General features: G+C 43.4%; 22 protein-coding genes and 1 pseudogene. 15 read left to right on the forward strand and 8 right to left on the reverse strand.

The features are described from left to right. Positions 1-65: 65 nt before the first annotated feature. On the reverse strand, positions 66-1076 hold the full coding sequence (gene lsrR, locus ACSJJG_RS01335; protein WP_481088189.1) for a transcriptional regulator LsrR: 1011 nt from the start codon (positions 1074-1076) through the stop codon (positions 66-68). Between the two features lie 238 nt (positions 1077-1314). On the opposite strand from lsrR, the gene lsrA reads away from it, so the two are divergent. From lsrA to lsrG, 6 genes and pseudogenes are all read left to right on the forward strand, one after another. Next, a complete protein-coding gene (gene lsrA, locus ACSJJG_RS01340; RefSeq protein ID WP_481088190.1) occupies positions 1315-2874 on the forward strand; it encodes an autoinducer 2 ABC transporter ATP-binding protein LsrA in 1560 nt (519 codons plus the stop codon). Beyond that, on the forward strand, positions 2856-3881 hold the full coding sequence (lsrC, locus tag ACSJJG_RS01345) for an autoinducer 2 ABC transporter permease LsrC (RefSeq protein WP_481088191.1): 1026 nt from the start codon (positions 2856-2858) through the stop codon (positions 3879-3881). The genes lsrA and lsrC overlap by 19 nt, the downstream gene beginning before the upstream one ends. A 15-nt stretch (positions 3882-3896) precedes the next feature. After that, a pseudogene (lsrD, locus tag ACSJJG_RS01350) lies at positions 3897-4898 on the forward strand (autoinducer 2 ABC transporter permease LsrD); the annotation flags it as partial. 36 nt (positions 4899-4934) lie between these two features. Then, positions 4935-5954 carry an autoinducer 2 ABC transporter substrate-binding protein LsrB gene (gene lsrB, locus ACSJJG_RS01355; RefSeq protein WP_481088192.1) on the forward strand — a complete coding sequence of 340 codons (1020 nt, stop codon included), beginning with the start codon at positions 4935-4937 and terminating at the stop codon, positions 5952-5954. Between the two features lie 46 nt (positions 5955-6000). Further along, positions 6001-6885 (forward strand): 3-hydroxy-5-phosphonooxypentane-2,4-dione thiolase, encoded by an 885-nt coding sequence (gene lsrF, locus ACSJJG_RS01360; RefSeq protein WP_481088193.1) that lies wholly within the window; start codon positions 6001-6003, stop codon positions 6883-6885. A gap of 1 nt (position 6886) precedes the next feature. Then, positions 6887-7186: a (4S)-4-hydroxy-5-phosphonooxypentane-2,3-dione isomerase gene (gene lsrG / locus ACSJJG_RS01365; protein WP_481088194.1), complete on the forward strand. Its 300-nt coding sequence runs from the start codon at positions 6887-6889 to the stop codon at positions 7184-7186. Between the two features lie 57 nt (positions 7187-7243). Here lsrG and mobB read toward each other — a convergent pair whose 3' ends face one another. After that, positions 7244-7768 (reverse strand): molybdopterin-guanine dinucleotide biosynthesis protein MobB, encoded by a 525-nt coding sequence (mobB, locus tag ACSJJG_RS01370; RefSeq protein WP_481088195.1) that lies wholly within the window; start codon positions 7766-7768, stop codon positions 7244-7246. Then, on the reverse strand, positions 7765-8352 hold the full coding sequence (gene mobA / locus ACSJJG_RS01375; protein ID WP_481088196.1) for a molybdenum cofactor guanylyltransferase MobA: 588 nt from the start codon (positions 8350-8352) through the stop codon (positions 7765-7767). The genes mobB and mobA overlap by 4 nt, the downstream gene beginning before the upstream one ends. Positions 8353-8613: 261 nt before the next feature. Between mobA and ACSJJG_RS01380 the strand changes: the two genes are divergently transcribed. The 4 genes from ACSJJG_RS01380 to spfP all read left to right on the forward strand — a co-directional run bounded on the left by ACSJJG_RS01380 (position 8614) and on the right by spfP (position 13854). Continuing rightward, positions 8614-9603, forward strand: coding sequence for a serine/threonine protein kinase (locus ACSJJG_RS01380; protein ID WP_481088197.1), 990 nt, complete (start codon positions 8614-8616; stop codon positions 9601-9603). Positions 9604-9621: 18 nt separating this feature from the next. Further along, positions 9622-10245 (forward strand): thiol:disulfide interchange protein DsbA, encoded by a 624-nt coding sequence (gene dsbA / locus ACSJJG_RS01385; RefSeq protein ID WP_481088198.1) that lies wholly within the window; start codon positions 9622-9624, stop codon positions 10243-10245. Between the two features lie 437 nt (positions 10246-10682). Next, positions 10683-13475: a DNA polymerase I gene (gene polA, locus ACSJJG_RS01390; RefSeq protein ID WP_481088199.1), complete on the forward strand. Its 2793-nt coding sequence runs from the start codon at positions 10683-10685 to the stop codon at positions 13473-13475. 331 nt (positions 13476-13806) lie between these two features. Beyond that, positions 13807-13854, forward strand: a complete 48-nt coding sequence (spfP, locus tag ACSJJG_RS01395; RefSeq protein ID WP_438361642.1) for a small protein SpfP — start codon at positions 13807-13809, stop codon at positions 13852-13854. 64 nt (positions 13855-13918) lie between these two features. Here the strand turns inward: spfP and yihA are convergent, their stop codons facing one another. Continuing rightward, on the reverse strand, positions 13919-14542 hold the full coding sequence (yihA, locus tag ACSJJG_RS01400) for a ribosome biogenesis GTP-binding protein YihA/YsxC (RefSeq protein WP_481088200.1): 624 nt from the start codon (positions 14540-14542) through the stop codon (positions 13919-13921). Positions 14543-15208: 666 nt separating this feature from the next. Between yihA and ppiA the strand changes: the two genes are divergently transcribed. From ppiA to ACSJJG_RS01415, 3 genes are all read left to right on the forward strand, one after another. Continuing rightward, positions 15209-15775 carry a peptidylprolyl isomerase A gene (gene ppiA / locus ACSJJG_RS01405; protein ID WP_481088201.1) on the forward strand — a complete coding sequence of 189 codons (567 nt, stop codon included), beginning with the start codon at positions 15209-15211 and terminating at the stop codon, positions 15773-15775. Between the two features lie 281 nt (positions 15776-16056). Next, entirely contained in the window at positions 16057-16632 is a 576-nt protein-coding gene (locus ACSJJG_RS01410; protein WP_047770751.1) for an aminodeoxychorismate synthase component II, read from the forward strand. 121 nt (positions 16633-16753) lie between these two features. Continuing rightward, complete coding sequence (locus ACSJJG_RS01415) at positions 16754-17971, forward strand: aspartate aminotransferase family protein (RefSeq protein ID WP_481088202.1); 1218 nt, start codon at positions 16754-16756, stop codon at positions 17969-17971. A gap of 61 nt (positions 17972-18032) precedes the next feature. Here ACSJJG_RS01415 and crp read toward each other — a convergent pair whose 3' ends face one another. From crp to ACSJJG_RS01430, 3 genes are all read right to left on the reverse strand, one after another. After that, positions 18033-18665, reverse strand: a complete 633-nt coding sequence (gene crp, locus ACSJJG_RS01420; RefSeq protein ID WP_004240730.1) for a cAMP-activated global transcriptional regulator CRP — start codon at positions 18663-18665, stop codon at positions 18033-18035. 423 nt (positions 18666-19088) lie between these two features. After that, complete coding sequence (locus ACSJJG_RS01425; protein ID WP_481088203.1) at positions 19089-19958, reverse strand: phosphoribulokinase; 870 nt, start codon at positions 19956-19958, stop codon at positions 19089-19091. Positions 19959-20024: 66 nt separating this feature from the next. Then, the gene (locus ACSJJG_RS01430) at positions 20025-20243 is read right to left on the reverse strand and encodes a YheU family protein (protein WP_481088204.1); all 219 of its coding nucleotides are present in this window, start codon (positions 20241-20243) and stop codon (positions 20025-20027) included. Positions 20244-20424: 181 nt separating this feature from the next. On the opposite strand from ACSJJG_RS01430, the gene ACSJJG_RS01435 reads away from it, so the two are divergent. Continuing rightward, positions 20425-21030 carry a LysE family translocator gene (locus ACSJJG_RS01435; RefSeq protein WP_481088205.1) on the forward strand — a complete coding sequence of 202 codons (606 nt, stop codon included), beginning with the start codon at positions 20425-20427 and terminating at the stop codon, positions 21028-21030. A 70-nt stretch (positions 21031-21100) separates the two neighbouring features. Here ACSJJG_RS01435 and murQ read toward each other — a convergent pair whose 3' ends face one another. After that, positions 21101-22006, reverse strand: coding sequence for an N-acetylmuramic acid 6-phosphate etherase (murQ, locus tag ACSJJG_RS01440; protein WP_481090347.1), 906 nt, complete (start codon positions 22004-22006; stop codon positions 21101-21103). Positions 22007-22939: 933 nt separating this feature from the next. On the opposite strand from murQ, the gene ACSJJG_RS01445 reads away from it, so the two are divergent. Continuing rightward, entirely contained in the window at positions 22940-23833 is an 894-nt protein-coding gene (locus ACSJJG_RS01445) for a LysR family transcriptional regulator (protein ID WP_481088206.1), read from the forward strand. Positions 23834-23941 lie beyond the last annotated feature (108 nt).

Below are 23941 nucleotides of genomic sequence, written 5' to 3' on the forward strand. Positions count from 1 at the left end.
CTCGTCTGTTGTTATCTTCTTTTTATTCGATATGGCACAGGGGATGGATAGAGATTATTGGTCGATCAAATCAGCATAGCTTTCGCGGTCTGTTCTTCTGTCACCAGTGAATTGATGTAACTTCCTTTCAGTGCGGCAACGATAGCGTCTGCTTTTTCGATGCCACCCGCTACACCAATCACGTTCGGGATGGTTTTCATTTCTGGCAAAGAGATACCGATCAGTTCCCGATGAATATCAATATCGCTGATCAGTTCACCTTCCATATTGAAGAAATAACCAAGAATATCGCCGACAGCACCTTTGCGGCCAAGCATCAATTGTTCACCATCGCTGATATAGCCGGAACGCATGATAGTGGCGTTTTGCTTCTGTTTGATGGCGCCAATCCCGACGATAGCGGTATCGGCCGCACAAGCTGCCAAAATCACGTCCCGTACACTGCGTTCTTCGCAAAATGTCGCCGCAACTTGATGAGTGGAGGCTCGCAGTGGTGCAGGAATGATGCTGACAGGACAGGCTGCATCAAGCTGGCCGATGCCCGTCATATAAGGGCCAACACCACCTGACAGCGTTACCAACCGAATTTGCTGGGATGAGATAAAACCGCTCAGATACTGCAAAGTACACATCGGCGTTTCACCAAATCCAATCGCTAATAGCTGGTGAGGTTCAATCAGCGTCATTAACAGATGAGCGGCTCCGATACCGAGACGGGCATTCAGATTCATGCCATCAAGAGTAGGTAATACGCGAACCTGTTTGAGATTAAAGCGTTTTTGTAAAGCATTTTCCAACGCCAAACACCCTTCATAGCGTGAATTGATCTGAACGCGGATCACGCCAGATTGCCGTCCTTTCTCTAACAGACGGGAGACTTTCAGGCGACTGAGGCCGAGTAATTCACCGATGTCTCCTTGCGTCAGACCATCGTGATAGTAAAACCAGGCAATGCGGGCCATCAGTTCTTCTTCACTCATGCTGTTTCCTGGATAGTTGTAGCTTGAATAGTCTATTTCCTCGGATAATACGCTTTTCTCTGAGACTGATTGTTTCTTGATTGATTTGATCGACATAATAACTTCTTTATCCACGAGGAAAGAATAAGCATAAATATCGCTAATGTACTAGAGGCTTATCGCAAAATTTGAACATATTTTAATGCAGATCTAATTTTTTCACAAAATGTGATCTAATTATTGAAAAAATCTTAAGTTTTGCATTAGAGTCTTGAACAAATGTATTTAAAATAAATAAGTGTTCAATTTCGTATCGGTGTCAGAAACGCAAACCCAACATGCCATGAGGTACGTGATGTCACAGAGCAATACTGCCATTAATACCAATGATCCGTTTCGCCTGAACCCTACTAACAGTGCCCCGCTTTTAGTTGCTCGTGGGATCAGTAAGCAGTTTTCTGGCTTGGTGGTGTTGAAGCAGATTGATTTCTTTCTGATGTCAGGACAGGTTCATGCATTATTAGGCGGAAATGGTGCTGGCAAATCAACTTTGATGAAAATCATTGCGGGTATTGAACAGCCGGATGCCGGAACCTTAGTTGTGGAAGGTGCTATTGTCAGCTATCTGACACCAGCGAAAGCACATCAATTGGGCATTTATCTGGTTCCACAAGAACCTTTGTTATTTCCCAATCTTTCCGTTCAGGAAAATATCCTGTTTCGTTTGCCAAAACATCAAGCCAATACAAGCCGAATGCATGAATTACTGCTTCAGCTTGATTGCCAAGTTGATTTGAAGATGCCAGCCGGCGGTTTGAATGTAGCAGATCAGCAGTTGGTGGAGATTATGCGTGGCTTGATGCGTCATTCTCGCATTTTGATTCTGGATGAGCCAACTGCCGCGTTGACGCCCGCAGAAACCGAACGTTTGTTTGCGCGAATACGGGAATTACAGCAGCGACAGGTGGGGATTATCTTCATTTCCCACAAATTACCTGAAATTCGTGAGATTGCGGATTATGTCAGTGTGATACGAGATGGGGATATCGCTCTTAGCGGTGAGATTGAGCGCTTTACAACGGAAGCAATAATTCAGGCGATTACACCTACGGTAAAATCAATTGCGTTGGTTGATAATCAAAAATTGAGCTTGAAAGCTAACGGTAATGTATCGGATAACATCTCAGAACTCCCCGTTTTGGAAGTGACTTCTCTGTGTGGAGAAGGATTCCGTGATATCTCTCTGACGCTACGGGCGGGGGAAATTGTTGGTTTGTCTGGTGTGGTGGGAGCAGGTCGTACGGAACTGGCGGAGACACTATATGGATTGCGCCCGATAACGAGTGGTGAAATTCGTTTCCGACAACAAGTCATCAATAAATTAGATACAGCAGCACGTTTGCAGCATGGGTTGGTTTATCTGCCTGAAGATCGGCAGGCTTCTGGATTATTTCTGGACGCCTTTTTGAGTTGGAATGTTTGTTCGCTGACGCACAGCCGAAGTACTTTCTGGACGCGTTCCACCCACGATGACGCAGTATTGGAACGATATCGTCAAGCGCTCAATATTCGATTCCACAATGTAAATCAGTCTGTACGTACGCTGTCTGGTGGTAATCAGCAAAAGCTCTTGATTGCTAAATGCCTGGAAGCCAAGCCTACCGTGTTGATCATTGATGAACCAACGCGCGGCGTTGATGTTGGGGCGCGTAATGATATCTATCAGCTTATTCACAAAATCGCCAGCCAGCAGGTGGCGATCCTCCTGATTTCTTCTGATCTTGATGAAATAGTTCAGTTGGCTGATCGCGTGATGGTCATGCATCATGGTCAGCTTTGTGGGCAGCTAGATAAAGATCACATGAATGTGGACGAGATTATGCACCTTTCTTTTGGGTGGGGAACGTCGTATTGAAATTTATCCAGAATAACCGAGAAGCCACAGCATTGATCGCCATTCTGGGGCTATTTGCTTTGCTAGGGAGCCTCGATCGCCATGCTTTTAGTCTCCAGACTGTCACTATGATCTTCGGTAATGCCCAAATCCTTATTTTATTAGCAATGGGCGCCACGTTGGTAATGCTGACTCGCAACATTGATGTGTCTGTTGGTTCGACTACCGGATTATGTGCTGTAGTGTTAGGAATGTTGCTTAATACCGGGTTTCCGTTGGCGGTGGCCTGTTTAATTACGTTGCTGATTGGAATGATGGCAGGGTTTATTAACGGTGTGTTGGTAGCATGGTTGAAAATTCCGGCGATAGTTGCCACGTTGGGCACACTCTGTTTATACCGTGGATTAATGCTGTTGTTAACGGGTGGTAAATGGATAGAAGGCTTGCCTGCTGAGGTTAAAGAGCTTGCCAGACCAGTGCTATTTGGTGTTTCACCCATCGGCGGGTTGTTGATGTTATTGATTCTATCGATGGCGTGGATGTTAAAGAAAACTGAGTTTGGCCGTGGGTTTTATGCCACGGGTGATAACCTGCAAGGCGCTCGTCAGCTTGGTGCTCCTATCAATGGCATTCGTATCACTGCATTTACCATAAATGGAGTGATGGCAGCATTGGCAGGCATTGTGTTTGTGGCACAAATTGGTTTTATTCCGAACCAAACGGGGAATGGACTGGAGATGAAAGCCATCGCTGCCTGTGTATTAGGTGGAATAAGTTTGCTGGGCGGCGTTGGAACTGTCATTGGGGCGATCTTCGGGGCATATTTTTTGACGCAAATTGCTAGTGTGCTGGTACTACTCAAATTATCGGCTTGGTGGAATGATTTTATTGCTGGCTTTGTCCTGTTAGTGGTGTTAGTGCTGGATGGGCGTTTACGCCATGTCGTTGGCAATAATTTACGCCAGCAACGTTACGCCCGTTTCCTTGAACCAATAAACAAACATACCGCAAGAAACGAGAGGCCATAATGAATAGGGTAACAACGTTATGGTTGGGAAATGGCGCTCTTGGTGTTGTTGGTGGCGGAAATTTTACTGTTTGGCATAGTTAATCCAAGGATGCTGGATATTAACGTGCTGTTGTTCAGTACCAGCGACTTTATCTGCATCGGTATTATCGCGTTGCCATTAACGATGGTGATTGTCAGTGGTGGTATTGATATCTCTTTTGGTTCGATTATCGGCCTATGTGCTATTGCATTGGGTGTCATGTATCAAGCTGGTTTACCGATGATTGTGGCAATCCCTTTAACTTTATTTGCCGGGGGGCTGTGTGGCCTGATTAATGCTGCCCTGATTTTCTATACAGGTGTGAATCCGTTGGTAATTACCCTCGGCACAATGTACCTGTTTGGTGGTAGTGCCTTATTGCTGTCGGGATTATCTGGCGCGACGGGATATGAAGGCATTGGGGGTTTTCCTGATACATTTACTGATTTTGCCAACCTGACACTGTTCAACCTGCCTGTTCCTTTGGTCATTTTTATACTTTTTGCATTAGTGTCCTGGCTATTTATGCATCGTACCCATCGTGGGCGTAATGTTTTTCTTATCGGGCAGAACAGCCGTGTTGCCCGTTACGGTGCTATCCCCGTAAATCGAACTTTATGCTTGTTATACGCTTTAACCGGGCTGGCTTCGGCAGTGGCGGCGATTATTTTGGTCTCCTATTTTGGTTCAGCGCGTTCCGATTTGGGAAGTTCTTTCCTGATGCCCGCGATTACTGCTGTAGTGTTGGGAGGGGCTAATATTTACGGTGGATCTGGCTCGATTATGGGGACGGCACTGGCGGTTTTGCTGGTGGGTTATTTGCAGCAAGGGTTGCTGATGGTGGGAATTCCTAACCAGATATCCAGTGCGTTGTCTGGTGCCTTGCTGATTGCAGCGGTGATAGGACGGTCCGCTTCGCTGCATCGTCATCAAATCTGTGATTGGTGGCAACGTCGAAGGGCTTCTGTTTCACAACAACATATTTCTGAAACATGAAAGACGATCTTGAAATAAAAATAAATGGAGATAGGCATGAAAGCACCAACAATAAAAAAGCTGGCTTTAGCTGCTGCATTAAGTCTGGGATGTGTTTCCTTGGCTCAGGCGGCAGAAAAGATTGCATTTATCCCTAAATTGGTTGGCGTTGGGTTCTTTACCAGTGGCGGGCAAGGTGCGATGGAAGCAGGCAAAGATCTGGGTATTGAAGTCACTTACGATGGTCCGACAGAACCGAGTGTTGCGGGACAGGTTCAGCTTATTAATAATTTTGTTAACCAAGGCTATGATGCGATTGTTGTTTCAGCCGTGTCACCAGATGGACTGTGCCCTGCCTTGAAACGTGCTATGAAGCGTGGCGTCAAAGTATTGACGTGGGATTCCGATACTGCGCCAGAATGCCGCTCTATCTATATCAATCAAGGAACACCAAAACAGTTGGGTGGGATTTTGGTGGATATGGCCGCAAATCAGGTGAAGAAAGAAAAAGCGAAAGTAGCCTTTTTCTATTCCAGCCCGACAGTGACGGATCAGAACCAATGGGTGAAAGAGGCTAAGGCGAAAATTGCAGAGGAACATCCGAATTGGGAAATTGTCACTACCCGATTTGGCTATAACGATGCCACCAAATCTTTGCAAACTGCGGAAGGCATTTTGAAAGCGTGGGGGGACTTGGATGCGATTATTGCCCCAGATGCAAATGCCCTGCCTGCGGCGGCTCAGGCAGCAGAAAACCTGAAGCGTCAAGATGTCGCGATTGTTGGGTTCAGTACCCCGAATGTGATGCGTCCTTATGTTGAAAATGGTACGGTCAAACAGTTCGCTTTGTGGGATGTGGTCAAGCAGGGCAAGATAGCCATTCATGTTACCAATGAGATATTGCAAAAAGGCGAGCTGAATGTGGGGGATAAATTGAATATTCCTGGTATTGGCAGCGTTGAAATCTCACCCAACAGTGTACAGGGATACCGTTATGAAGCGAAAGGCAATGGCATTGTTGTCATGCCGGAGCGGGTAATTTTCACCAAAGACAATATCAATCAGTACGATTTCTAATTCATGGGGCTGGTATACAGCCCCTGGCACCTTTCTGGAGGGAGAAATGGCAGATTTAGATGATATCAAAGATGGTAAAGATTTTGGCATTAATACACCGCAACAAAACACGCTGTTTGAACTGAAAGGCTGTGGTGCGCTGGATTGGGGTATGCAGTCCCGTTTGTCACGGATTTTCAATCCCACCACCAATAAAACGGTAATGCTGGCATTTGACCACGGTTATTTTCAGGGACCAACGACAGGCCTGGAACGTATTGATATCAATATTGCCCCGTTGTTTGAACATACCGATGTGCTGATGTGTACCCGCGGTATCCTGCGCAGTCAGGTTCCGCCTGCAACCAATAAACCGGTCGTCCTGCGTGCGTCTGGGGCTAACTCGATTCTGACTGAACTTTCCAATGAAGCTGTTGCGGTGGCGATGGAAGATGCACTGCGCCTCAACGTCTGTGCGGTTGCAGCACAGGTCTATATCGGTTCAGAACACGAACACCAATCCATCAAGAATATTATCAAGCTGGTGGATCAGGGAACACGTTATGGCATGCCAACAATGGCGGTGACAGGCGTCGGTAAAGATATGGCGCGTGACCAACGTTACTTCTCGCTGGCGACTCGCATTGCAGCTGAAATGGGGGCAAACATCATCAAAACCTATTATGTCGAAAGCGGTTTTGAGCGGGTTGTGGCGGGTTGTCCAGTGCCGATTGTGATTGCGGGTGGTAAAAAATTGCCGGAACTGGACGCGTTGAATATGTGCTATCAGGCGATTGATCAGGGGGCGTCTGGTGTGGATATGGGACGCAATATCTTCCAGTCGGAAGCACCGGTTGCGATGATGAAAGCGGTGCAGGCAGTGGTGCACCATAATGAGACACCTGCTCAGGCTTATGAGCTTTTCCTGAGTGAAAAAGCCAGAGGGGAATAATATGCATGTCACATTAGTGGAAATTAATGTTAAGGCCGACAAGATAGACGAATTTATCGAAGTATTTCGGGATAATCACCTTGGCTCTGTTAAAGAGCCGGGTAATTTACGGTTCGATGTATTGCGTGATGAGAATATCCCGACTCGTTTCTATATCTATGAAGCCTATGCTGACGAAGCGGCAGTTGCAGCGCATAAGAAAACGCCTCACTACCTGCGCTGTGTCGAAAAATTGGAAGCATTGATGACTGAACCCCGTAAAAAAACTACGTTTATTGGTTTGATGCCGGAAGGGAAATAAGGCAAAAGAGGATATAGATCGAGTGACAGGAAATATTTCTTATTGTTATAACCACGGTTATTGATGTAACCACTCGGCAATAAACGCTGCCACTTGTTCCGGCCGATTGATATCAAGCTGTGGAAGTGGTGTTGCCAGCGTAATATCGCTGGCAATTGCTATTACATGCGGATCGAGAAGCTCATCAACGGTATAATTTAAGCCATCTCGATAAAGTGCGATTTTGGGGATTGGTTCATGTTTGAATCCTTCAACCAAAATCAGATCCGACAAATTTACATCAAATTGGCGGGCAAGATAGTCAAGATCCAGTTCCGGCAACTCTGGGGTTTCAGTCATCAAAGCCCAGCGTTGCTGGCTGGCAACCAATGTTTGTGCAGCCCCCGCTTTGCGTAGCTCGTAGCTGTCCTTGCCTGGCTTATCGACATCCATATTGTGGTGAGTATGCTTGATCAGCCCAACGCGGATGTGTTGCTGGCGTAACAGTGGAATAACTTGCTTCAATAGTGTCGTTTTTCCGGTTCCACTATAAGCGGTGATACCCAGAATAGGCAGTGTTGTATTGTTGATACTGTGGTTCATGCTGGCTCCTGAAGGCGTTCCCAATGATGGCATTCTTCAGGTGTATTTAAGTTGGTGAACGCATTGGGATTGGGAAAATAGACCGCCTTTGCCTTAATCATCTGCATAAAGAACATCAGTTTTCTGTCTCCCAAAGCGAGATAGCTTTCCAGACGGGGGATTAGTCTGCGGTGCATTAATACCAGAGTAGGATGTGCGCGTTCGCAGTCATGAGCATAAGCAGCCCAGGCGTTTTGTTTGTAGTGCCACAGTTTTGCGACCAGGTTTTCCGGGAAATTGGGGACATCGCAAGGGACAAATACCACCCACTCGTGGATGGCGCTTTTTAAAACCGCCAACATACCTGCCAATGGCCCGGAAAAATCGGCAATGATATCCGGTATGATGGGATAGCCACTCTGATGATAAATCCCCAGATTGCGATTGGCATTCACCAACAGTTCATGAACCTGCGGCTGCAATCTTGTGGCAATGTGTTGGTATAGTGGTGCATTGTTAAATTGCAGCAATCCTTTGTCGTTTCCTCCCATGCGGGTGGATAATCCTCCAGCCAGAATTGCGCCACTGATTTTTGGATGCGTCATGTTAAATCACCTGATATTGGGCAATGAAATATTTAATGTTTGGTATACCCTTTGTCTTTCAATTGTGAATCAATATCTAACCATGCTGCTTGAGGTGGCAGTATAACTTTACGCTGATTGACAGACCAATGCTTTCTCAAAGTCATTAACCCTGCTAATTTGTATCGTGATTTATAAGGAACTAAATATGAAGCAGATTTTAAGACGGCGTTGTTGCGTGCCCGGGGCATTATTAAAGATTGATAAAGAGAGAACTGTGTTGTGACAGAACCGAAGGCTTTTAATTTCCAAAATATTACGCCAGATTTAATCATGGATGCATTGGGACAATCTGGCCTGTATCTTGATTCTGGCCTGACTGAACTGAATAGCTATGAAAATCGGGTGTATCAGTTCATGGATGAGAATCGCAAACGCTATGTTGTGAAATTTTATCGCCCCCTGCGCTGGAGCCAGCAGCAAATTCAGGAAGAACACGATTTTGCCCATGAATTGCAGCAGGCTGATTTGCCCGTGGCAGCCCCGTTAATGTTTGACGGGCAGACAGTGCTGAATTACGGCGGTTTCTTTTTTGCTATTTTTCCCAGTGTGGGAGGGCGTCAGTACGAGTCAGATAGTTTTGACCAATTGGAAGACGTTGGGCGATTGCTGGGAAGAATGCATCAAATCGGGGCAAAAAAGCCATTTTCTGCTCGTCCTACCCTTAATCTGAATGAATATTTATATCAGCCGTATCAACATCTAGCTGAATGTGAACTCATTTCCGCCCGGCATAAACAGAATTTTCTGGTTGCACTCGATGAATTGAATCAGGCAGTCGCAAGCCAATGGCATGATAACTGGCAAGTATTGCGGCTGCATGGTGATTGCCATGCTGGTAATATCTTGTGGCGTGATGAAGCATGGTTTGTGGATCTTGATGATGCCCGCAATGGTCCCGCTATTCAGGATTTGTGGATGTTGCTGAGTGGCTCACGGCAAGAAAGGTTGATCCAGTTGGATATCTTGCTTGAGTCATATGGTCAGTTTATGGCATTTGATCCCAAGACATTAGCATTAATAGAGCCTCTGCGTGCGATGCGAATGGTCTATTATTTAGCCTGGGTTGCTCGTCGCTGGCAAGATCCGGCTTTTCCAAAAGCGTTTCCGTGGATGGCTGATAGTGATTTTTGGCATAAGCAAGTGAATCTTTTTTCTGAACAAGTCCGGCTGTTACAAGAGCCGCCTTTACAGCTAAACCCGATGTATTAATTTTTTTTGGAGACCATTATGAAGAAATTTTGGCTAGCACTGGTGGGGGCGTTTATGGCATTTAATGCATCTGCTTCCGGTTTTTCTGAAGGCAAACAGTATACCGAGTTAAAAGATCCGGTTGCAAATCAGCCTCAGGTGGTGGAATTTTTTTCTTTTTATTGTCCTCACTGCTATCAGTTTGAAAATATTTATCATGTTCCTGCTACTGTTGAGAAAAACTTGCCAGCAGGTGTGACTCATGAGCGTTATCATGTTGATTTTCTGGGACCGTTGGGGAAAGCATTGACCGATGCCTGGGCAGTCGCCATTGTCATGAAGATTGAAAATAAAGTCACACCTATTTTGTTTGATGGCATTCAGAAAAGCCAAACCATCAATAGCAAGGAAGATATCCGCAATGCCTTCATCAAAGCGGGTATATCTGGTGAAGAGTATGATGCAGCCCTGAACAGCTTTATCGTGCAATCAGTAGCCGCTAAAGAGCGTCAGTCAGCTCAGGATTTCAATTTGCGCGGTGTTCCGGCGATCTTTGTTAATGGTAAATACCTGATTAACAATGGTGGCGTTGATACCCGTTCAACTCTGGACTATGCCCAGAAATTCTCTGAAGTCGTGAACTATTTGGTGAACAAAAAATAAATGGCAAGAGAGTGGCGTAACGAAGCAAAAACGCTAGCGAGCAAGATTCTATTTTGTAGAAAAATTAATCATCCGGATTAATACAGGTATTGTGCCAGCCATGAGAGAGTTGGCACAATACTTGCCAAAAAACGCCTTTCATAACATAAACTCCGGTAATATCCACAAGTCAGTGATTTTAAAGCGGTTGTAATATTTATTTAATATTCCGCGTAATTCATTGATTTTTACCTCCTGTTATCCTCTCTTTGCGGTGATATACATAAATCTGTTTTATATGCCATTTTTTTGTGCACAAAGTTATCCACAGAGTACTTATCAGAATATTTGTCATAAAATGCAAGTTAATACGAGAAAATTCCCGCAAAATTCGTCTATAACGACACAGTATGGCATTCTATTCTTTATTCACCCCACAGAACGACGAAGAAAATTTTATGGCACAGATAGCAGACAATCCCCTGATTTTGGTTGATGGTTCTTCATACCTTTATCGTGCATACCATGCGTTTCCACCACTGACAAACAGTTCGGGAGAACCGACGGGCGCCATGTACGGTGTGCTGAACATGTTGCGAAGTTTGATTATGCAGTATAAACCCAGCCATGTGGCGGTTGTGTTTGATGCCAAAGGCAAAACGTTCCGTGATGAGCTATTTGCTGAATATAAATCCCATCGACCACCAATGCCGGATGACTTGCGTTTGCAGATTGAACCGTTGCACAAAATGGTTAATGCAATGGGACTGCCTATTCTGGTTGTGCCAGGCGTTGAAGCTGACGATGTTATCGGTACGTTGGCCTTGCAGGCTGAAAAAGAGGGCCGTTCAGTGCTGATTAGCACGGGTGATAAAGATATGGCGCAATTGGTGACGCCAAATATCACACTGATTAACACCATGACCAACACTATTTTGGGACCGGAAGAGGTTGAGGGAAAATATGGTATCCCTCCTGAGCTGATTATCGATTTTCTCGCCCTAATGGGGGATTCTTCCGATAATATTCCGGGGGTGCCGGGAGTAGGTGAAAAAACCGCGCTGGGGCTATTGCAGGGTATTGGCGGATTGGATGAGATCTATGCCCGGCTTGATGACATTGCCACACTTGGTTTCCGTGGCGCCAAAACACTGGCTGGTAAAATGGAACAGCATAAAGAAATGGCTTATCTTTCCTACCAATTGGCGACAATCAAAACCGACGTTGAGTTGGATAGGACCTGTTTAGATCTTTCTGTTATCCCACCGGATACGGATGAGTTACTGTCTCTGTTCAGTCATTATGAATTTAAACGTTGGATCAGTGACGTACAGAATGGTAGTTGGCTGGAAGGTAATAGACAGAAACCTGTTGCAGCCAGCACTAAGTCAGAATCAGTGGCTGCTGTACCTGCTGCTGTCAACATTTCACCGGAAAAGTACCAAACCATCCTTGAGCGTCAATCCTTTGATGAGTGGATTGAAAAGCTGAAACAAGTTCCGGCATTCTCTTTTGATACGGAAACCGACAGTCTTGATACCCTGACAGCTAATCTGGTGGGAATGTCCTTTGCCATTGCCGTGGGGAAATCAGAAGTTGAAGCCGCTTATCTGCCATTGGGACACGATTATCTGGATGCACCACAGCAATTGGAGCTGCACGAAGTTCTTGCAGCATTAAAACCGCTACTGGAGGATGCCAATCTGCCTAAAATTGGTCAAAACCTGAAATTTGATCGTGGTGTTTTGGCGCGTTATGACATTGCTTTAAATGGTATTGTTTTCGATACCATGCTGGAATCGTATGTTTTGAACAGCGTAGCAGGGCGGCATGACATGGATAGCCTTGCTGATCGCCATCTGAGCTATAAAACCACCACATTTGAAGAAATTGCGGGCAAGGGCAAAAAGCAACTCACCTTCAATCAAATCCCCTTGGAGGAAGCCGCAAAATATGCGGCGGAAGATGCGGATGTGACTCTTAGGCTACATCAAGTCATGTATCCTCAGTTGGAGAATGCTCCAACTCTGCAAAAAGTTTTCCAGAAGATCGAAATACCCCTGGTACCGGTGCTGTCCCGTATGGAAAGAACAGGGGTGCTGATCAACTCCCAAACGTTGGCAGAACATTCAAAGGAAATCACTGCACGTTTGGATGAACTGGAAAAATCTGCTTATGTGTTGGCAGGGGAAGAATTCAATCTGGCGTCACCAAAACAGCTACAAGTCATCTTATTTGAAAAAATGAACTTGCCTGTACTGAAAAAGACGCCAAATGGCGCACCATCAACGAATGAAGAAGTACTGGAAGAGTTGGCAGAGAATCATGAATTGGCAAGGGTGATTTTGGAACATCGTGGCCTGGCAAAACTGAAAACTACGTACACTGATAAATTGCCTCAGATGGTGCACCCACTGACAAATCGTGTTCATACCTCTTATCATCAGGCAGTAACTGCGACGGGGCGCCTCTCTTCCCGTGATCCAAATTTGCAAAATATCCCTGTTCGTAATGATGAAGGGCGCCGCATCCGTCAGGCATTTGTGGCCCCGAAAGGTTATCGCATTGTGGCGGCGGACTATTCACAGATTGAATTGCGCATTATGGCGCATTTGTCACAGGACAAAGGCTTGTTAGAGGCATTTGCCCAAGGCAAAGATATCCACCGTGCGACAGCTGCGGAAGTGTTTGGTGTACCATTGGAACAAGTGACCAGTGAACAGCGTCGCAGTGCTAAGGCGATTAACTTCGGCCTGATTTATGGCATGAGTGCGTTTGGCCTATCCCGTCAGTTAGGTATTCCGCGTGGTGAAGCGCAGCGCTATATGGATCTCTATTTTGAACGTTATCCGGGAGTGCTGGCTTATATGGAACGTACACGGGCGCAGGCGGCTGATCATGAATTTGTCGAAACGCTGGAAGGCCGTCGGTTGTACCTGCCGGATATCAAATCGCGTAATGCCATTCGTCGTAAGGCGTCAGAGCGTGAAGCCATCAATGCACCTATGCAGGGGACGGCAGCAGATATCATCAAATTGGCAATGATTGCGGTAGATAACTGGATTGTCAGTGAGCAGCCAAATGTGCGCATGATCATGCAGGTTCACGATGAATTGGTATTTGAAGTGCATGAATCAGAGCTGGAGACCGCAGGGCAGAAAATCAGAGAGCTGATGGAACAAAGTATGCAGCTTGATGTGCCGTTAAAAGTGGATGTTGGGATTGGTGATAATTGGGATCAGGCACACTGATATACTTTTTTATCTTAGAAGCTGAAAAAGAGCCGTAGAAATGCGGTTCTTTTTTTATTGAATGATTTTTATGAAAATACTGCTTGTTTAATGAACTGAAATTATCTCAATTATGCTGCGAAAAGGCATGTGACAAGAATTTCAGTTAGGTTTTAGATTAGATCTAGATCTCATAAATATGTAATTAAACTACATTAATGACGCCATAATAACCTGATTTGCTTAAATGTTAACAGCTGAATCGAGGTAATTACTGAAAATTAATTACAAAAAAGTCTTTTTTTGATTAAAAGAATAGGTTAAAGTTATCGGCGTAGGGTACAGAGGTAAGATGTTCTATCTTTCAGACCTTTTACTTCACGTAATCGGATTTAGCTGAATATTAGCTGCCCCAGTCATTTCTTTTGACTGGGGCGTTTTTTTATGAGGGACAGAGGCGGATGTTATTCCATCTCAATGGCAGGCTGATTGAACCACTGGTTAAGTTTTTGCTCTAGTTTATCAATGCCGATTTTTTTCAGGGCGGAGAAGTATTCGATCTGAATATCACCTTCCAAAGAGGCTAACTCCTGACGAACTTTTGCCAGCTGGCTTTTACGGGCGCCGGATGCCAGTTTATCAGCTTTAGTCAGCAATACCATGACAGGGACTTGCATCACGACCGCCCATTCGATCATTTGCATATCCAGATCTTTCAGTGGATGGCGGATATCCATCAAAACCACCAACCCCTGTAGGTATTCACGTTTCTGGAGATATTCCCCCAACGCTTTCTGCCACTTACGTTTCATCTCTTCTGGTACTTCGGCGTAGCCATAGCCCGGCAAGTCTACCAGACGGATTCCTTCTTCTACTTCGAACAGGTTAATTAATTGGGTACGGCCAGGGGTTTTACTGGTACGCGCAAGGCTCTTTTGGCGGGTCAGTGCATTCAGGGCGCTGGATTTACCCGCATTTGACCTACCGGCAAACGCGACCTCAATACCCACATCATGAGGCAGGTGGCGAATGTCAGGTGCACTCGTAATAAAGTGGGTCATATGATAGTTGTAGTTCTTGATGGTCAAAATGGTTATCTCCCTGAGGAATACACAAAAATAGCGCGGTGATTATACCGAGGGGAGTTGCTTGTGGACAGGAGTAACTTGAGGAATCCATGATAGGTTATTTTTGTTGAACAATTCACCCAATATACAATAGAACGCCTTCTCATAATTAAAATTTTATTTATAAGATAGTGATTATTTATGTAAGAGCATTAAAGAATAAAGAATATATAAAAAAATAGCAAATGCAGAATAAGAAACCAAGTCTAATACACAGAATTTTCGAGACGCTTTATCAACGCTCTTATAATTATTAAATTTTATTTATAGTTCATATTGATTATCATTATGTAAGAGCTTGCTAATAAAGATATTAAAAATATCCGAAGGCACAGTTTAAGAAACTAAGCTTACAGATTTTGAATTGCTCTTATCATTTGTCGAGTGTTCATCAATCTTCAATTTCTATGTTTTAGCATGGAAAACATATCAATATGGGGGTTATTCACAAAATAGACTTTGCTGAACTATGCGAATATAAAAGTTATGGGTAGATTTTCCCTCTATTCATCTAAGGTACTCGTAAATGTAGGTAAATCTTTGGAACTTAACTCCATAGGGAATTACACTTAAGGCGTTTTGTTGTTATGAGTTTTATTGTTGGCCTCAAAAATAAAGGAACCATTAATGTTTAAACGTATTTTTGTGTCGCTTATGGCTGCATGTGCTATCAGTGCGATAGCTGTCCCAGTATTAGCCGCTGAAACTCACGTGAAGCTGGTCACATCGGCTGGAGAAATCGAACTTGAGTTAGATAGCAATAAGGCTCCAATGACTGCCAAGAATTTCGTTGAGTATGTCAATGAGGGATTTTATAACAACACCATCTTTCATCGTGTTATCCCCGGCTTTATGATTCAGGGCGGCGGCTTTACAAAGGATATGAAGCAAAAAGCTACCAGAGAGCCAATTAAAAATGAAGCAGATAACGGCCTGCGGAATCTGCGGGGTACTATTGCTATGGCACGTACCGCAGATAAGGATAGCGCAACCAGCCAGTTTTTTATTAACGTGACTGATAATGCTTTCCTTGACCACGGGCAGCGTGACTTCGGTTATGCAGTCTTTGGCAAAGTAGTCAAGGGCATGGATGTGGTTGATAAAATTTCTCAAGTCAAAACAGAAAATGTTGGCCCTTACCAAAATGTACCGGTAAAACCTATTGTGATCTTGTCTGCCAAGGTTGAACCTTAACAGTCCGAATACCGACATAATACGGTATTCGGATAATCATTACTGGTTGTTTGAGTACCGTTTGCATTCCCCTTCTCCCCGCCATTTCTACGTTGTTACATCATGTTGCATTATGGTAATGCGGTCTCCGTACCACTATTTTAAAAGTGCTTCTGTGGTATGATTAGCCCCCCATTGCTGTTAATACTGCTTTACCTGATTTTACTGTTATACAGAATGCATAATACCCCAATGGGGTAGGGAAACTTATAAGACTATAATAATCAGTAGGATATACTCCTATGTTACTAATAATAGATAACTACGATTCTTTTACATTCAATTTATATCAATATTTTTGTGAGTTAGGGACAGAGGTTTTAGTTAAGCGTAATGATGAGATTCAGCTTGAAGATATCGAAGATTTGGCGCCCACTCATTTAGTCATTTCTCCGGGGCCTTGTACGCCAAATGAAGCAGGGATCTCGTTGGAAGCGATTTCACATTTTGCAGGGAAATTGCCCATCCTCGGGGTGTGCCTGGGACATCAGGCAATAGGTCAGGCTTTTGGTGCAAGCGTTGTTAAAGCTCGTGAAGTGATGCATGGAAAAACCAGTCTGATCCATCATAGCCAGCAAGGGGTATTTAAAGGATTAGATCGTCCATTGACGGTCACGCGTTATCACTCTCTGGTCGTTGCCGCAGAAACGCTTCCTGCTTCATTTGAAGTGACGGCCTGGAGTCAGCGCAATGGCGACGTAGATGAAATCATGGGAATACGTCACCGTACTTTGCCACTGGAAGGCGTGCAATTTCATCCAGAAAGCATTCTGAGTGAGCAGGGACATGAATTGTTGAATAATTTCCTCAAATATTAGTCAGTTACCTCCATACTCCCTCATTCAGTGTTTTTTTATTTGCTCTTAAATGATTTTTTATTCATATTTTATGATTATTATTTCATTTTTAAATAGCAAAGATAAAAATAAGGTGGGGGAAATGGCAGAAAATAAAGCAACAAAACGAAATACCTATGATCAAGTGATGTTGCCCATTTATGCACCGGCGAATTTTATTCCTGTCAGAGGGCAAGGAAGTCGAGTATGGGATCAACAGGGTAAAGAATATATTGATTTTGCCGGAGGTATCGCTGTTCTGGCTTTGGGGCACTGTCACCCGGCTTTGGTGAACGTCCTGAAACAGCAAGGTGAAAAATTGTGGCATGTCAGCAATATTTTTACCAATGAGCCAGCCTTAACTTTAGCGCAAAAATTGATTGATGCGACCTTTGCCCAGAAAGTCTTTTTCGCTAATTCGGGAGCGGAAGCCAATGAAGCGGCATTTAAATTGGCACGTCGTTATGCGATTACTCGTCATCATCCGAATAAAACTAAAATTATTGCTTTCCATCAGGCGTTTCATGGACGCACCTTTTTCACTGTTTCGGTAGGAGGACAGCCGAAATATGCCGACGGGTTTGGACCTAAACCTGCTGATATTGTTCACGTACCTTTTAACGATTTGGATGCTGTCAGGGCGGAAATCGATGATCACACTTGTGCTGTTGTTTTGGAGCCAATTCAAGGAGAAGGGGGAGTGACTCCTGCGACGATGGCGTTTCTGCATGGAGTGCGGGAATTGTGTGATAAACATCAGGCCTTGTTGGTCTTTGATGAAGTCCAGAGTGGAATAGGGCGCACGGGTAAGTTATATGCTTACCAGCATTATGGCGTACAGCCGGATATCCTGACGACAGCAAAAGCGCTGGGGGGCGGTTTTCCCATCAGTGCAATGTTAACGACAGATACAATAGCGGCGGCAATGGAAACGGGCGCGCATGGAACGACTTATGGTGGAAACCCATTGGCTTGTAGTATCGGTTGTGTCGTACTGGATATCATCAATACGCCAGAAGTGATGATGGGCGTGGAAAAACGGCACGATATGCTCATTCATGCTCTGGAAAAGCTGAACCAAAAATATGGTATTTTCCATGAAGTTCGTGGAAAAGGCTTGCTTATTGGCGCCGTATTGAAAGCTGAATATCAGGGCAAGGCCAGAGAAATAGTGCAGCAAGCGGCGGAATCGGGATTGATGTTATTAAGTGCAGGAGACAGCATCTTGCGCTTTACTCCATCATTGATCATTCCTGAGGACGAAATTACAGACGGCATGATGCGGCTGGAAATGGCGATATTCCGCTGGTTAAACCAATAAAAGTAAAAAAGCCAGTGCGAAGTAACAGATTGCACTGGCTGAGTTTCTGGTTTATCGGGAATTAACGAGTCCCGTAAACGACGATGGTTTTGCCATGTGCAGAGATCAGGTTTTGATCTTCCAGCATTTTCAGGATACGGCCAACCGTTTCACGGGAGCAACCCACAATCTGCCCAATTTCCTGACGTGTGATTTTGATTTGCATACCATCAGGGTGAGTCATTGCATCAGGTTGTTTGGCCAAATTGAGCAACGTCTGGGCGATACGGCCTGTAACGTCCAGAAAGGCTAAGTTGCCTACTTTTTCGGAAGTGGTTTGTAGGCGACTTGCCATTTGGGCAGATAAACGCATCAGAATATCAGGATTGACCTGAATTAACTGGCGAAATTTCTTATAGGAAATTTCAGCCACTTCACAGGCACTTTTGGCTCGCACCCATGCAGTACGTTCTTGCCCCTCTTCAAACAATCCAAGTTCACCAATGAAATCTCCCTGATTTAAATAAGAGAGAATCATCTCCTTACCTTCTTCATCTTTTATTAGAACAGCAACCGAACCTTTAACAATGTAGTAAAGCGTTTCTGCTTTCTCGCCTTGATGAATAAGCGTGCTCTTGGATGGATATTTGTGAATATGGCAGTGTGACAAAAACCATTCAAGAGTCGGGTCTGTTTGTGGCTTGCCGAGAACCATTCGCTTTATCCTCTGTTGTTATTTCTGCCTTTATGGTGTGAGAAACTGTAGTTCCTCTTCAGGCTGGCTTTATAAAGTCAATAGCTTAACATATTAACCTGCTGAAAAACTGACAAGCGGGAATTTTATATGGATTATAAAGATGTCAAAATTTGGGCATATTGATCTTAACCATATATCTTGCCAGTCCCTATTTGTAACCTTGTTTGTAACACAGGAAAGCGTTTCTGTCTTCTCCTGTATCGCTTAGCCTATTAAACAGACTGCCAGATTACCAGAAATCAGGCAGAAGAGTTGGTTTTATTGATTTTATATTTATAAAAGGGAAAAAATTATGTCACAAAAAATGGCCTATTTATTTAAATAAAACAGGTAACATTATTTTTTGTTACCTGTTTTATTAAAAATTAAATGGGGATTAAATTACGAGATTTTTTTGCCTTCCAGTAATTGTTTAACAAGCGGCGCCATAATTAATTCCATTGCCAGTCCCATTTTTCCACCCGGAACGACGATAGTATTTATGCTGGAAATAAATGAACCCTGAAGCATAGCGAGTAAATAAGGAAAATCAATTTGAGTGAGACCACGGAAGCGGATCACGATAAAACTTTCGTCCAGCGAGGGAATGGCTTTGGCAGAGAAGGGGTTAGAGGTATCAACGGTAGGGACACGCTGGAAATTGATATGGGTACGTGAAAACTGAGGAGTGATGTAGCGGATATAGTCATCCATTGAGCGGACAACGGAATCCATGACAGCCTCTCTGGAATGCCCACGCTCACCGGTATCACGGATGAGTTTTTGTATCCATTCTAAGTTGACGATAGGCACAACGCCAATCAACAGATCAACATGACTGGCAACATTGTGTTGTGGCGTGACAACACCACCGTGCAGCCCTTCATAAAATAGGACGTCCGTATTTGATGGCAGAGGTTCCCACGGTGTGAAAGTACCCGGCAATTGGTTATAAGGAACGGCCTCATCATAGGTATGGAGATATTTTCGGCAGCGGCCATTGCCCGTTTCTCCGTACTCAAGGAATGTCTTTTCCAACATACCGAAATCGTTAGCTTCTGGCCCAAAGTAGCTGATATGTCTGCCTTGTTCTCTTGCTTTCCGTATCTCGGCATCCATTTCAGGACGAGTATAACGATGGAAACTATCCCCTTCTATCAGTGCGGCTGTTACGTCAAATTGTTGGAAAATCTTGCGAAAAGCGACACTGGTAGTGGTTGTTCCTGCTCCACTGGAACCAGTGATTGCGATAACGGGGTATTTGGCAGACATGAACAGACTCCTTAATCAATAAAATTGGCGAATCAGTCAATTAGAATGAATAAAACAAACTGGGCTTTACGGGCGGAACATCTCTTTAGACAAGATATTAACGGTTCCATGTAGTTCAGACCATACCAGCAGAACTTCACCTCGCTCAAGTTGACGTTTGACGTCTTGCACTTTTTGTTCGAGAGTTTTTTCCTGTTCGCCGTAATCAGTACCTTCCCGCAGGACAAAACTTTCAATTAAGTTGTGGAGTGTATCGGCTTCCAATTGTTGCCACGGGATAATCATTGTGATTGCTCCTGAAAATACGGTAATTCATCATCGGGTAAACTTAGCCATTGTCAATGGAGTTGTAGTCTGGGATTCATAATGAATTGATTTCATGATTAGTTATCTTGTATGTGAAATAACATACTGTTATTTTCTTGCAAAGAAATGTCAACTACCTGGGTGGGAGGGTAATCTACCCATGACTTTAAGCCTGATATTCTCGCTTAGTATATTTATGTTTATTTCCGCTGTCACACCAGGCCCAAACAATTTGTTACTGACATCATCGGGAGCTAATTTTGGTATACGCCGCTCCATCCCGCTTTGTCTGGGCATTATTCTGGGAATGCAGACAATTTTGCTGCTGTCTGCGTTTGGTGTTTCTGCGTTACTGCTGATTTATCCTGCTTTACATACGGGTCTGAAAATACTCGGATGCCTGTATTTATTATGGCTAGCCTGGAAGACAGCCACTTCGCATTATAAGCGGCTGGATACCACAACGTCGGCAGGAGAACCAATCAAAATTTATCAAGGTTGGTTATTGCAGTTCTTGAATCCAAAAACCTGGTTGATGGGATTGGGCGCAATCAGTAGTTACAGTCTGGCTGGAGAGCTGTATAACTATTCCATTTTTGTTATCAGTATAGTGATGTTAATCGTCAATACCCTTGCTGGTGCAATCTGGCTGGTTCTCGGCTCGCTGATTGGTCAGTTACTGAGAAGCCGTCGCGCGTGGTTTACATTCAATATCGCAATGGGTGTCCTGACTGCTGCTTGTGTGCCTTTAATCTGGTTTGGTTGAGTCGATATTTTTGCACCTGAAAAATAGCGTTAGTGAAACTCATCCCGCCAATGGCGTTGAGTATTAATGATCATCGGTTTGTTGAGATAGCTGGCCGGATAAGCCCTTGGTGTTCTGCCAGTAACGCTTTGGCCTCTTCGGCGTTAATACCCGATAAAATCATGACGATTGCAGTCTTGCAATGACCACCACAGGCGTTTAAGGCCTGTTCTGCCATTTCTCTGCTGCACTCCGTGGCGGTCATGACAATACTTTTCTGGCGTTCGATTAATTTGTCATTGGTGGCTTCTACGTCAACCATCAAATTACCATATACCTTGCCAATACGGACCATGGTGCCTGTCGTGATCATATTCAGTATCAATTTTTGTGCCGTTCCTGCCTTCATGCGGGATGAACCCGTTATCACTTCTGGCCCTACGACGGGCGTGATGGCAATATCCGCCAATTGCACCATTGAGCTGTCTGGATTGCAGCTGATACAGGCGACAGTAGCACCAACTGATTTGGCATATTCCATGGCACCTAATACATAGGGGGTTCGGCCACTGGCCGCGATCCCTACCAGAACATCTCTTTGATTAAAGTGTAATACCTTAAGATCTTTTGTACCTAATTGCCGATTATCTTCCGCATTTTCGACCGCTTGCAAAATGGCTTGATGTCCTCCGGCAATTAAGCCGATTACCTGCTCTGGTTTTGTACCATAAGTGGGTGGACATTCGCTGGCATCCAGGATACCTAAGCGCCCAGATGTGCCGGCGCCACTATAGATTAAGCGACCACCCTGACGAAATGCCTCGGCAACTTTATCAACTACACGGGCAATTTGAGGCAGTGTTTTTTCGACGGCAATAGCCACTTTTTTATCTTCATCGTTGATGACACGCAGCATATCGAGAGTTGAGAGTTGATCAATGTGGGTACTGGCGGGGTTACAACTCTCTGTTATCATATTGCTCAAGTCGATTTTCATCATTTTTCTGCCATATTTTATTGAAATTAAGAAGTGAATTATGCACGTCAGATTATCTTACTGAGCATTTAATAGAAAATATACACCAAAATAGATTAAAAACACTATTTTCCGCGTTCTCTTTTATTTGAAAATTGGAATACTAAATTGTCGATAACTATGTTTATATTCTTGGTGGTTTGCACTAAAAATCAACACGTTTTATTCATAAAATGAAAATCTAATACAGAGTATTCCAATATAAAAAAAGATTAAAAACTTGTTAAGAATAAGTGTGCATTATCACTGGCAACACACTATAAAGCCTGTCATTGCCGTGTTGCTATTTTTTAATATCACATCTCCTTATTAACACGTAATAAGAGTGAATGTTAAAATAACCATAAAAGTAAAATATGGAAGAGCTATTAATAATATAATTGGTGTAAATTATCTGCTGTTGTTGCATTATGCGAGTAAGCCAGATATATATGCTTTTCTTTATGTTTTTCAATTAAATTATTCACACAATGGTTTCACAATATGATATTTTGACTTTAATGATTTCTGGTATTTTATTTGGTAGGTTCTCAATAAAGAAAAGTTATCAATTGTGGATCCGTTTGTATGCTATATCTCGATTGTTTTTAAACTTCATAAGTATTAATGACGCTGTAGTTTAAAAAATGAAATGGAGTGATAAATAATATGGGTAACAAGGAAGATACCCACGTTGTCAGAATAATTAGTTACTGTTGAAATGATTTTATAATGAAATTAAAACGTAATTATAATAAATATTTTGCGAATTATCCCCTTATTAACTAACATTTTATTAGTTAACATTTTGACCATTTTACCTGATAAAACCTTTGACAAAACACTAAGTTAAAATGCTATCACCATGAATCTGTAATGTTTTGTAGTTATTCAACAATCATTGGGCTAAAGAACATGGATATACGCAATCTTGAAGCTTTTATCGTTTTGGCTGAAACTCTTAATTATCATAAGGCTTCTAAGAGGCTTTATCTTTCTCAGCCAGCCTTGACGAAGAGAATCCACGGGTTGGAAAATATTCTTGGTGCATCACTATTTATAAGGGGACCAAATGGAACAAGATTGACAGATTTTGGGCAGAAGACGTTGGAAAATACCCGGAAGTTTTTATCTCACTATGAACGCTTCAAAAGTCAGGTTCATTTTGATTCAAAAGAGGATATGGTCAGGCACTTATACGTCGGCTCTTGTTTTCCTATCCACAATTATTCTCAAATAGAGCGACAGTTCGTGGAAAAAAAAGGGAATGTTGTGCTGTCATTGGTGACTGGGCTGTCAGTTGAGCAGCAGATAAATTTATTGAATGCAAGGATGTTACATGTTGCAGTGATGCCGCTATTATCTATTAGCGCTCAGTTAGAGCCAAAAAAGGTATTTACGGAAAGATTGATCTATATCTTTAAGAAAGGAAGTCATCTGGTATCTAAATGCAGAACAGCCTTAAGTAAGTTTGGAAATGGAGTTACTCCGACAAATTCACCAGAAAAAAAAGAGGAGGTTGAGTTAACGGATTGCCTCAATGTTTTTCCTATTTATACTGGTGAAAATATGCATTTGCTATTAAAAACAAATGATATCATGTTGATAGTAGAGATGATTACAAAAAATAATGCCTATACCTGTGTGCCTAAACGGATTATTAATTCTATCCCTGAATATTATATGAATGTTTTAGAAATTGTTGAAACAGATAAAAAAATTGATTTTGGTGTGGTATGGGTAAAATCCATAGATGAGCCTTTGATTGAAGATGCTGAAAACTTTTCTGTCTTAGTTGCTAATGTATGAGCCAGTAATTATTCCTTGTTTTATACGGAATATTTTCATTTTGTCTCTTATGATAATCAGGCTTGAGGTGTGATTTTTAAAAGTTTTTTCAGTCAAGGAGCGAAAAAT

The organism is Xenorhabdus sp. SGI 60 (assembly GCF_056632175.1).

Bases quoted from the DNA above. Each gene is read 5' to 3' on its own strand.
- lsrR (WP_481088189.1), bottom strand. From the start codon at position 1,076: ATGTCGATCAAATCAATCAAGAAACAATCAGTCTCAGAGAAAAGCGTA.
- lsrA (WP_481088190.1), top strand. From the start codon at position 1,315: ATGTCACAGAGCAATACTGCCATTAATACCAATGATCCGTTTCGCCTG.
- lsrB (WP_481088192.1), top strand. From the start codon at position 4,935: ATGAAAGCACCAACAATAAAAAAGCTGGCTTTAGCTGCTGCATTAAGT.
- lsrF (WP_481088193.1), top strand. From the start codon at position 6,001: ATGGCAGATTTAGATGATATCAAAGATGGTAAAGATTTTGGCATTAAT.
- lsrG (WP_481088194.1), top strand. From the start codon at position 6,887: ATGCATGTCACATTAGTGGAAATTAATGTTAAGGCCGACAAGATAGAC.
- mobB (WP_481088195.1), bottom strand. From the start codon at position 7,768: ATGAACCACAGTATCAACAATACAACACTGCCTATTCTGGGTATCACC.
- mobA (WP_481088196.1), bottom strand. From the start codon at position 8,352: ATGACGCATCCAAAAATCAGTGGCGCAATTCTGGCTGGAGGATTATCC.
- dsbA (WP_481088198.1), top strand. From the start codon at position 9,622: ATGAAGAAATTTTGGCTAGCACTGGTGGGGGCGTTTATGGCATTTAAT.
- polA (WP_481088199.1), top strand. From the start codon at position 10,683: ATGGCACAGATAGCAGACAATCCCCTGATTTTGGTTGATGGTTCTTCA.
- ppiA (WP_481088201.1), top strand. From the start codon at position 15,209: ATGTTTAAACGTATTTTTGTGTCGCTTATGGCTGCATGTGCTATCAGT.
- ACSJJG_RS01410 (WP_047770751.1), top strand. From the start codon at position 16,057: ATGTTACTAATAATAGATAACTACGATTCTTTTACATTCAATTTATAT.
- ACSJJG_RS01415 (WP_481088202.1), top strand. From the start codon at position 16,754: ATGGCAGAAAATAAAGCAACAAAACGAAATACCTATGATCAAGTGATG.
- crp (WP_004240730.1), bottom strand. From the start codon at position 18,665: ATGGTTCTCGGCAAGCCACAAACAGACCCGACTCTTGAATGGTTTTTG.
- ACSJJG_RS01425 (WP_481088203.1), bottom strand. From the start codon at position 19,958: ATGTCTGCCAAATACCCCGTTATCGCAATCACTGGTTCCAGTGGAGCA.
- ACSJJG_RS01430 (WP_481088204.1), bottom strand. From the start codon at position 20,243: ATGATTATCCCGTGGCAACAATTGGAAGCCGATACACTCCACAACTTA.
- ACSJJG_RS01435 (WP_481088205.1), top strand. From the start codon at position 20,425: ATGACTTTAAGCCTGATATTCTCGCTTAGTATATTTATGTTTATTTCC.
- murQ (WP_481090347.1), bottom strand. From the start codon at position 22,006: ATGAAAATCGACTTGAGCAATATGATAACAGAGAGTTGTAACCCCGCC.
- ACSJJG_RS01445 (WP_481088206.1), top strand. From the start codon at position 22,940: ATGGATATACGCAATCTTGAAGCTTTTATCGTTTTGGCTGAAACTCTT.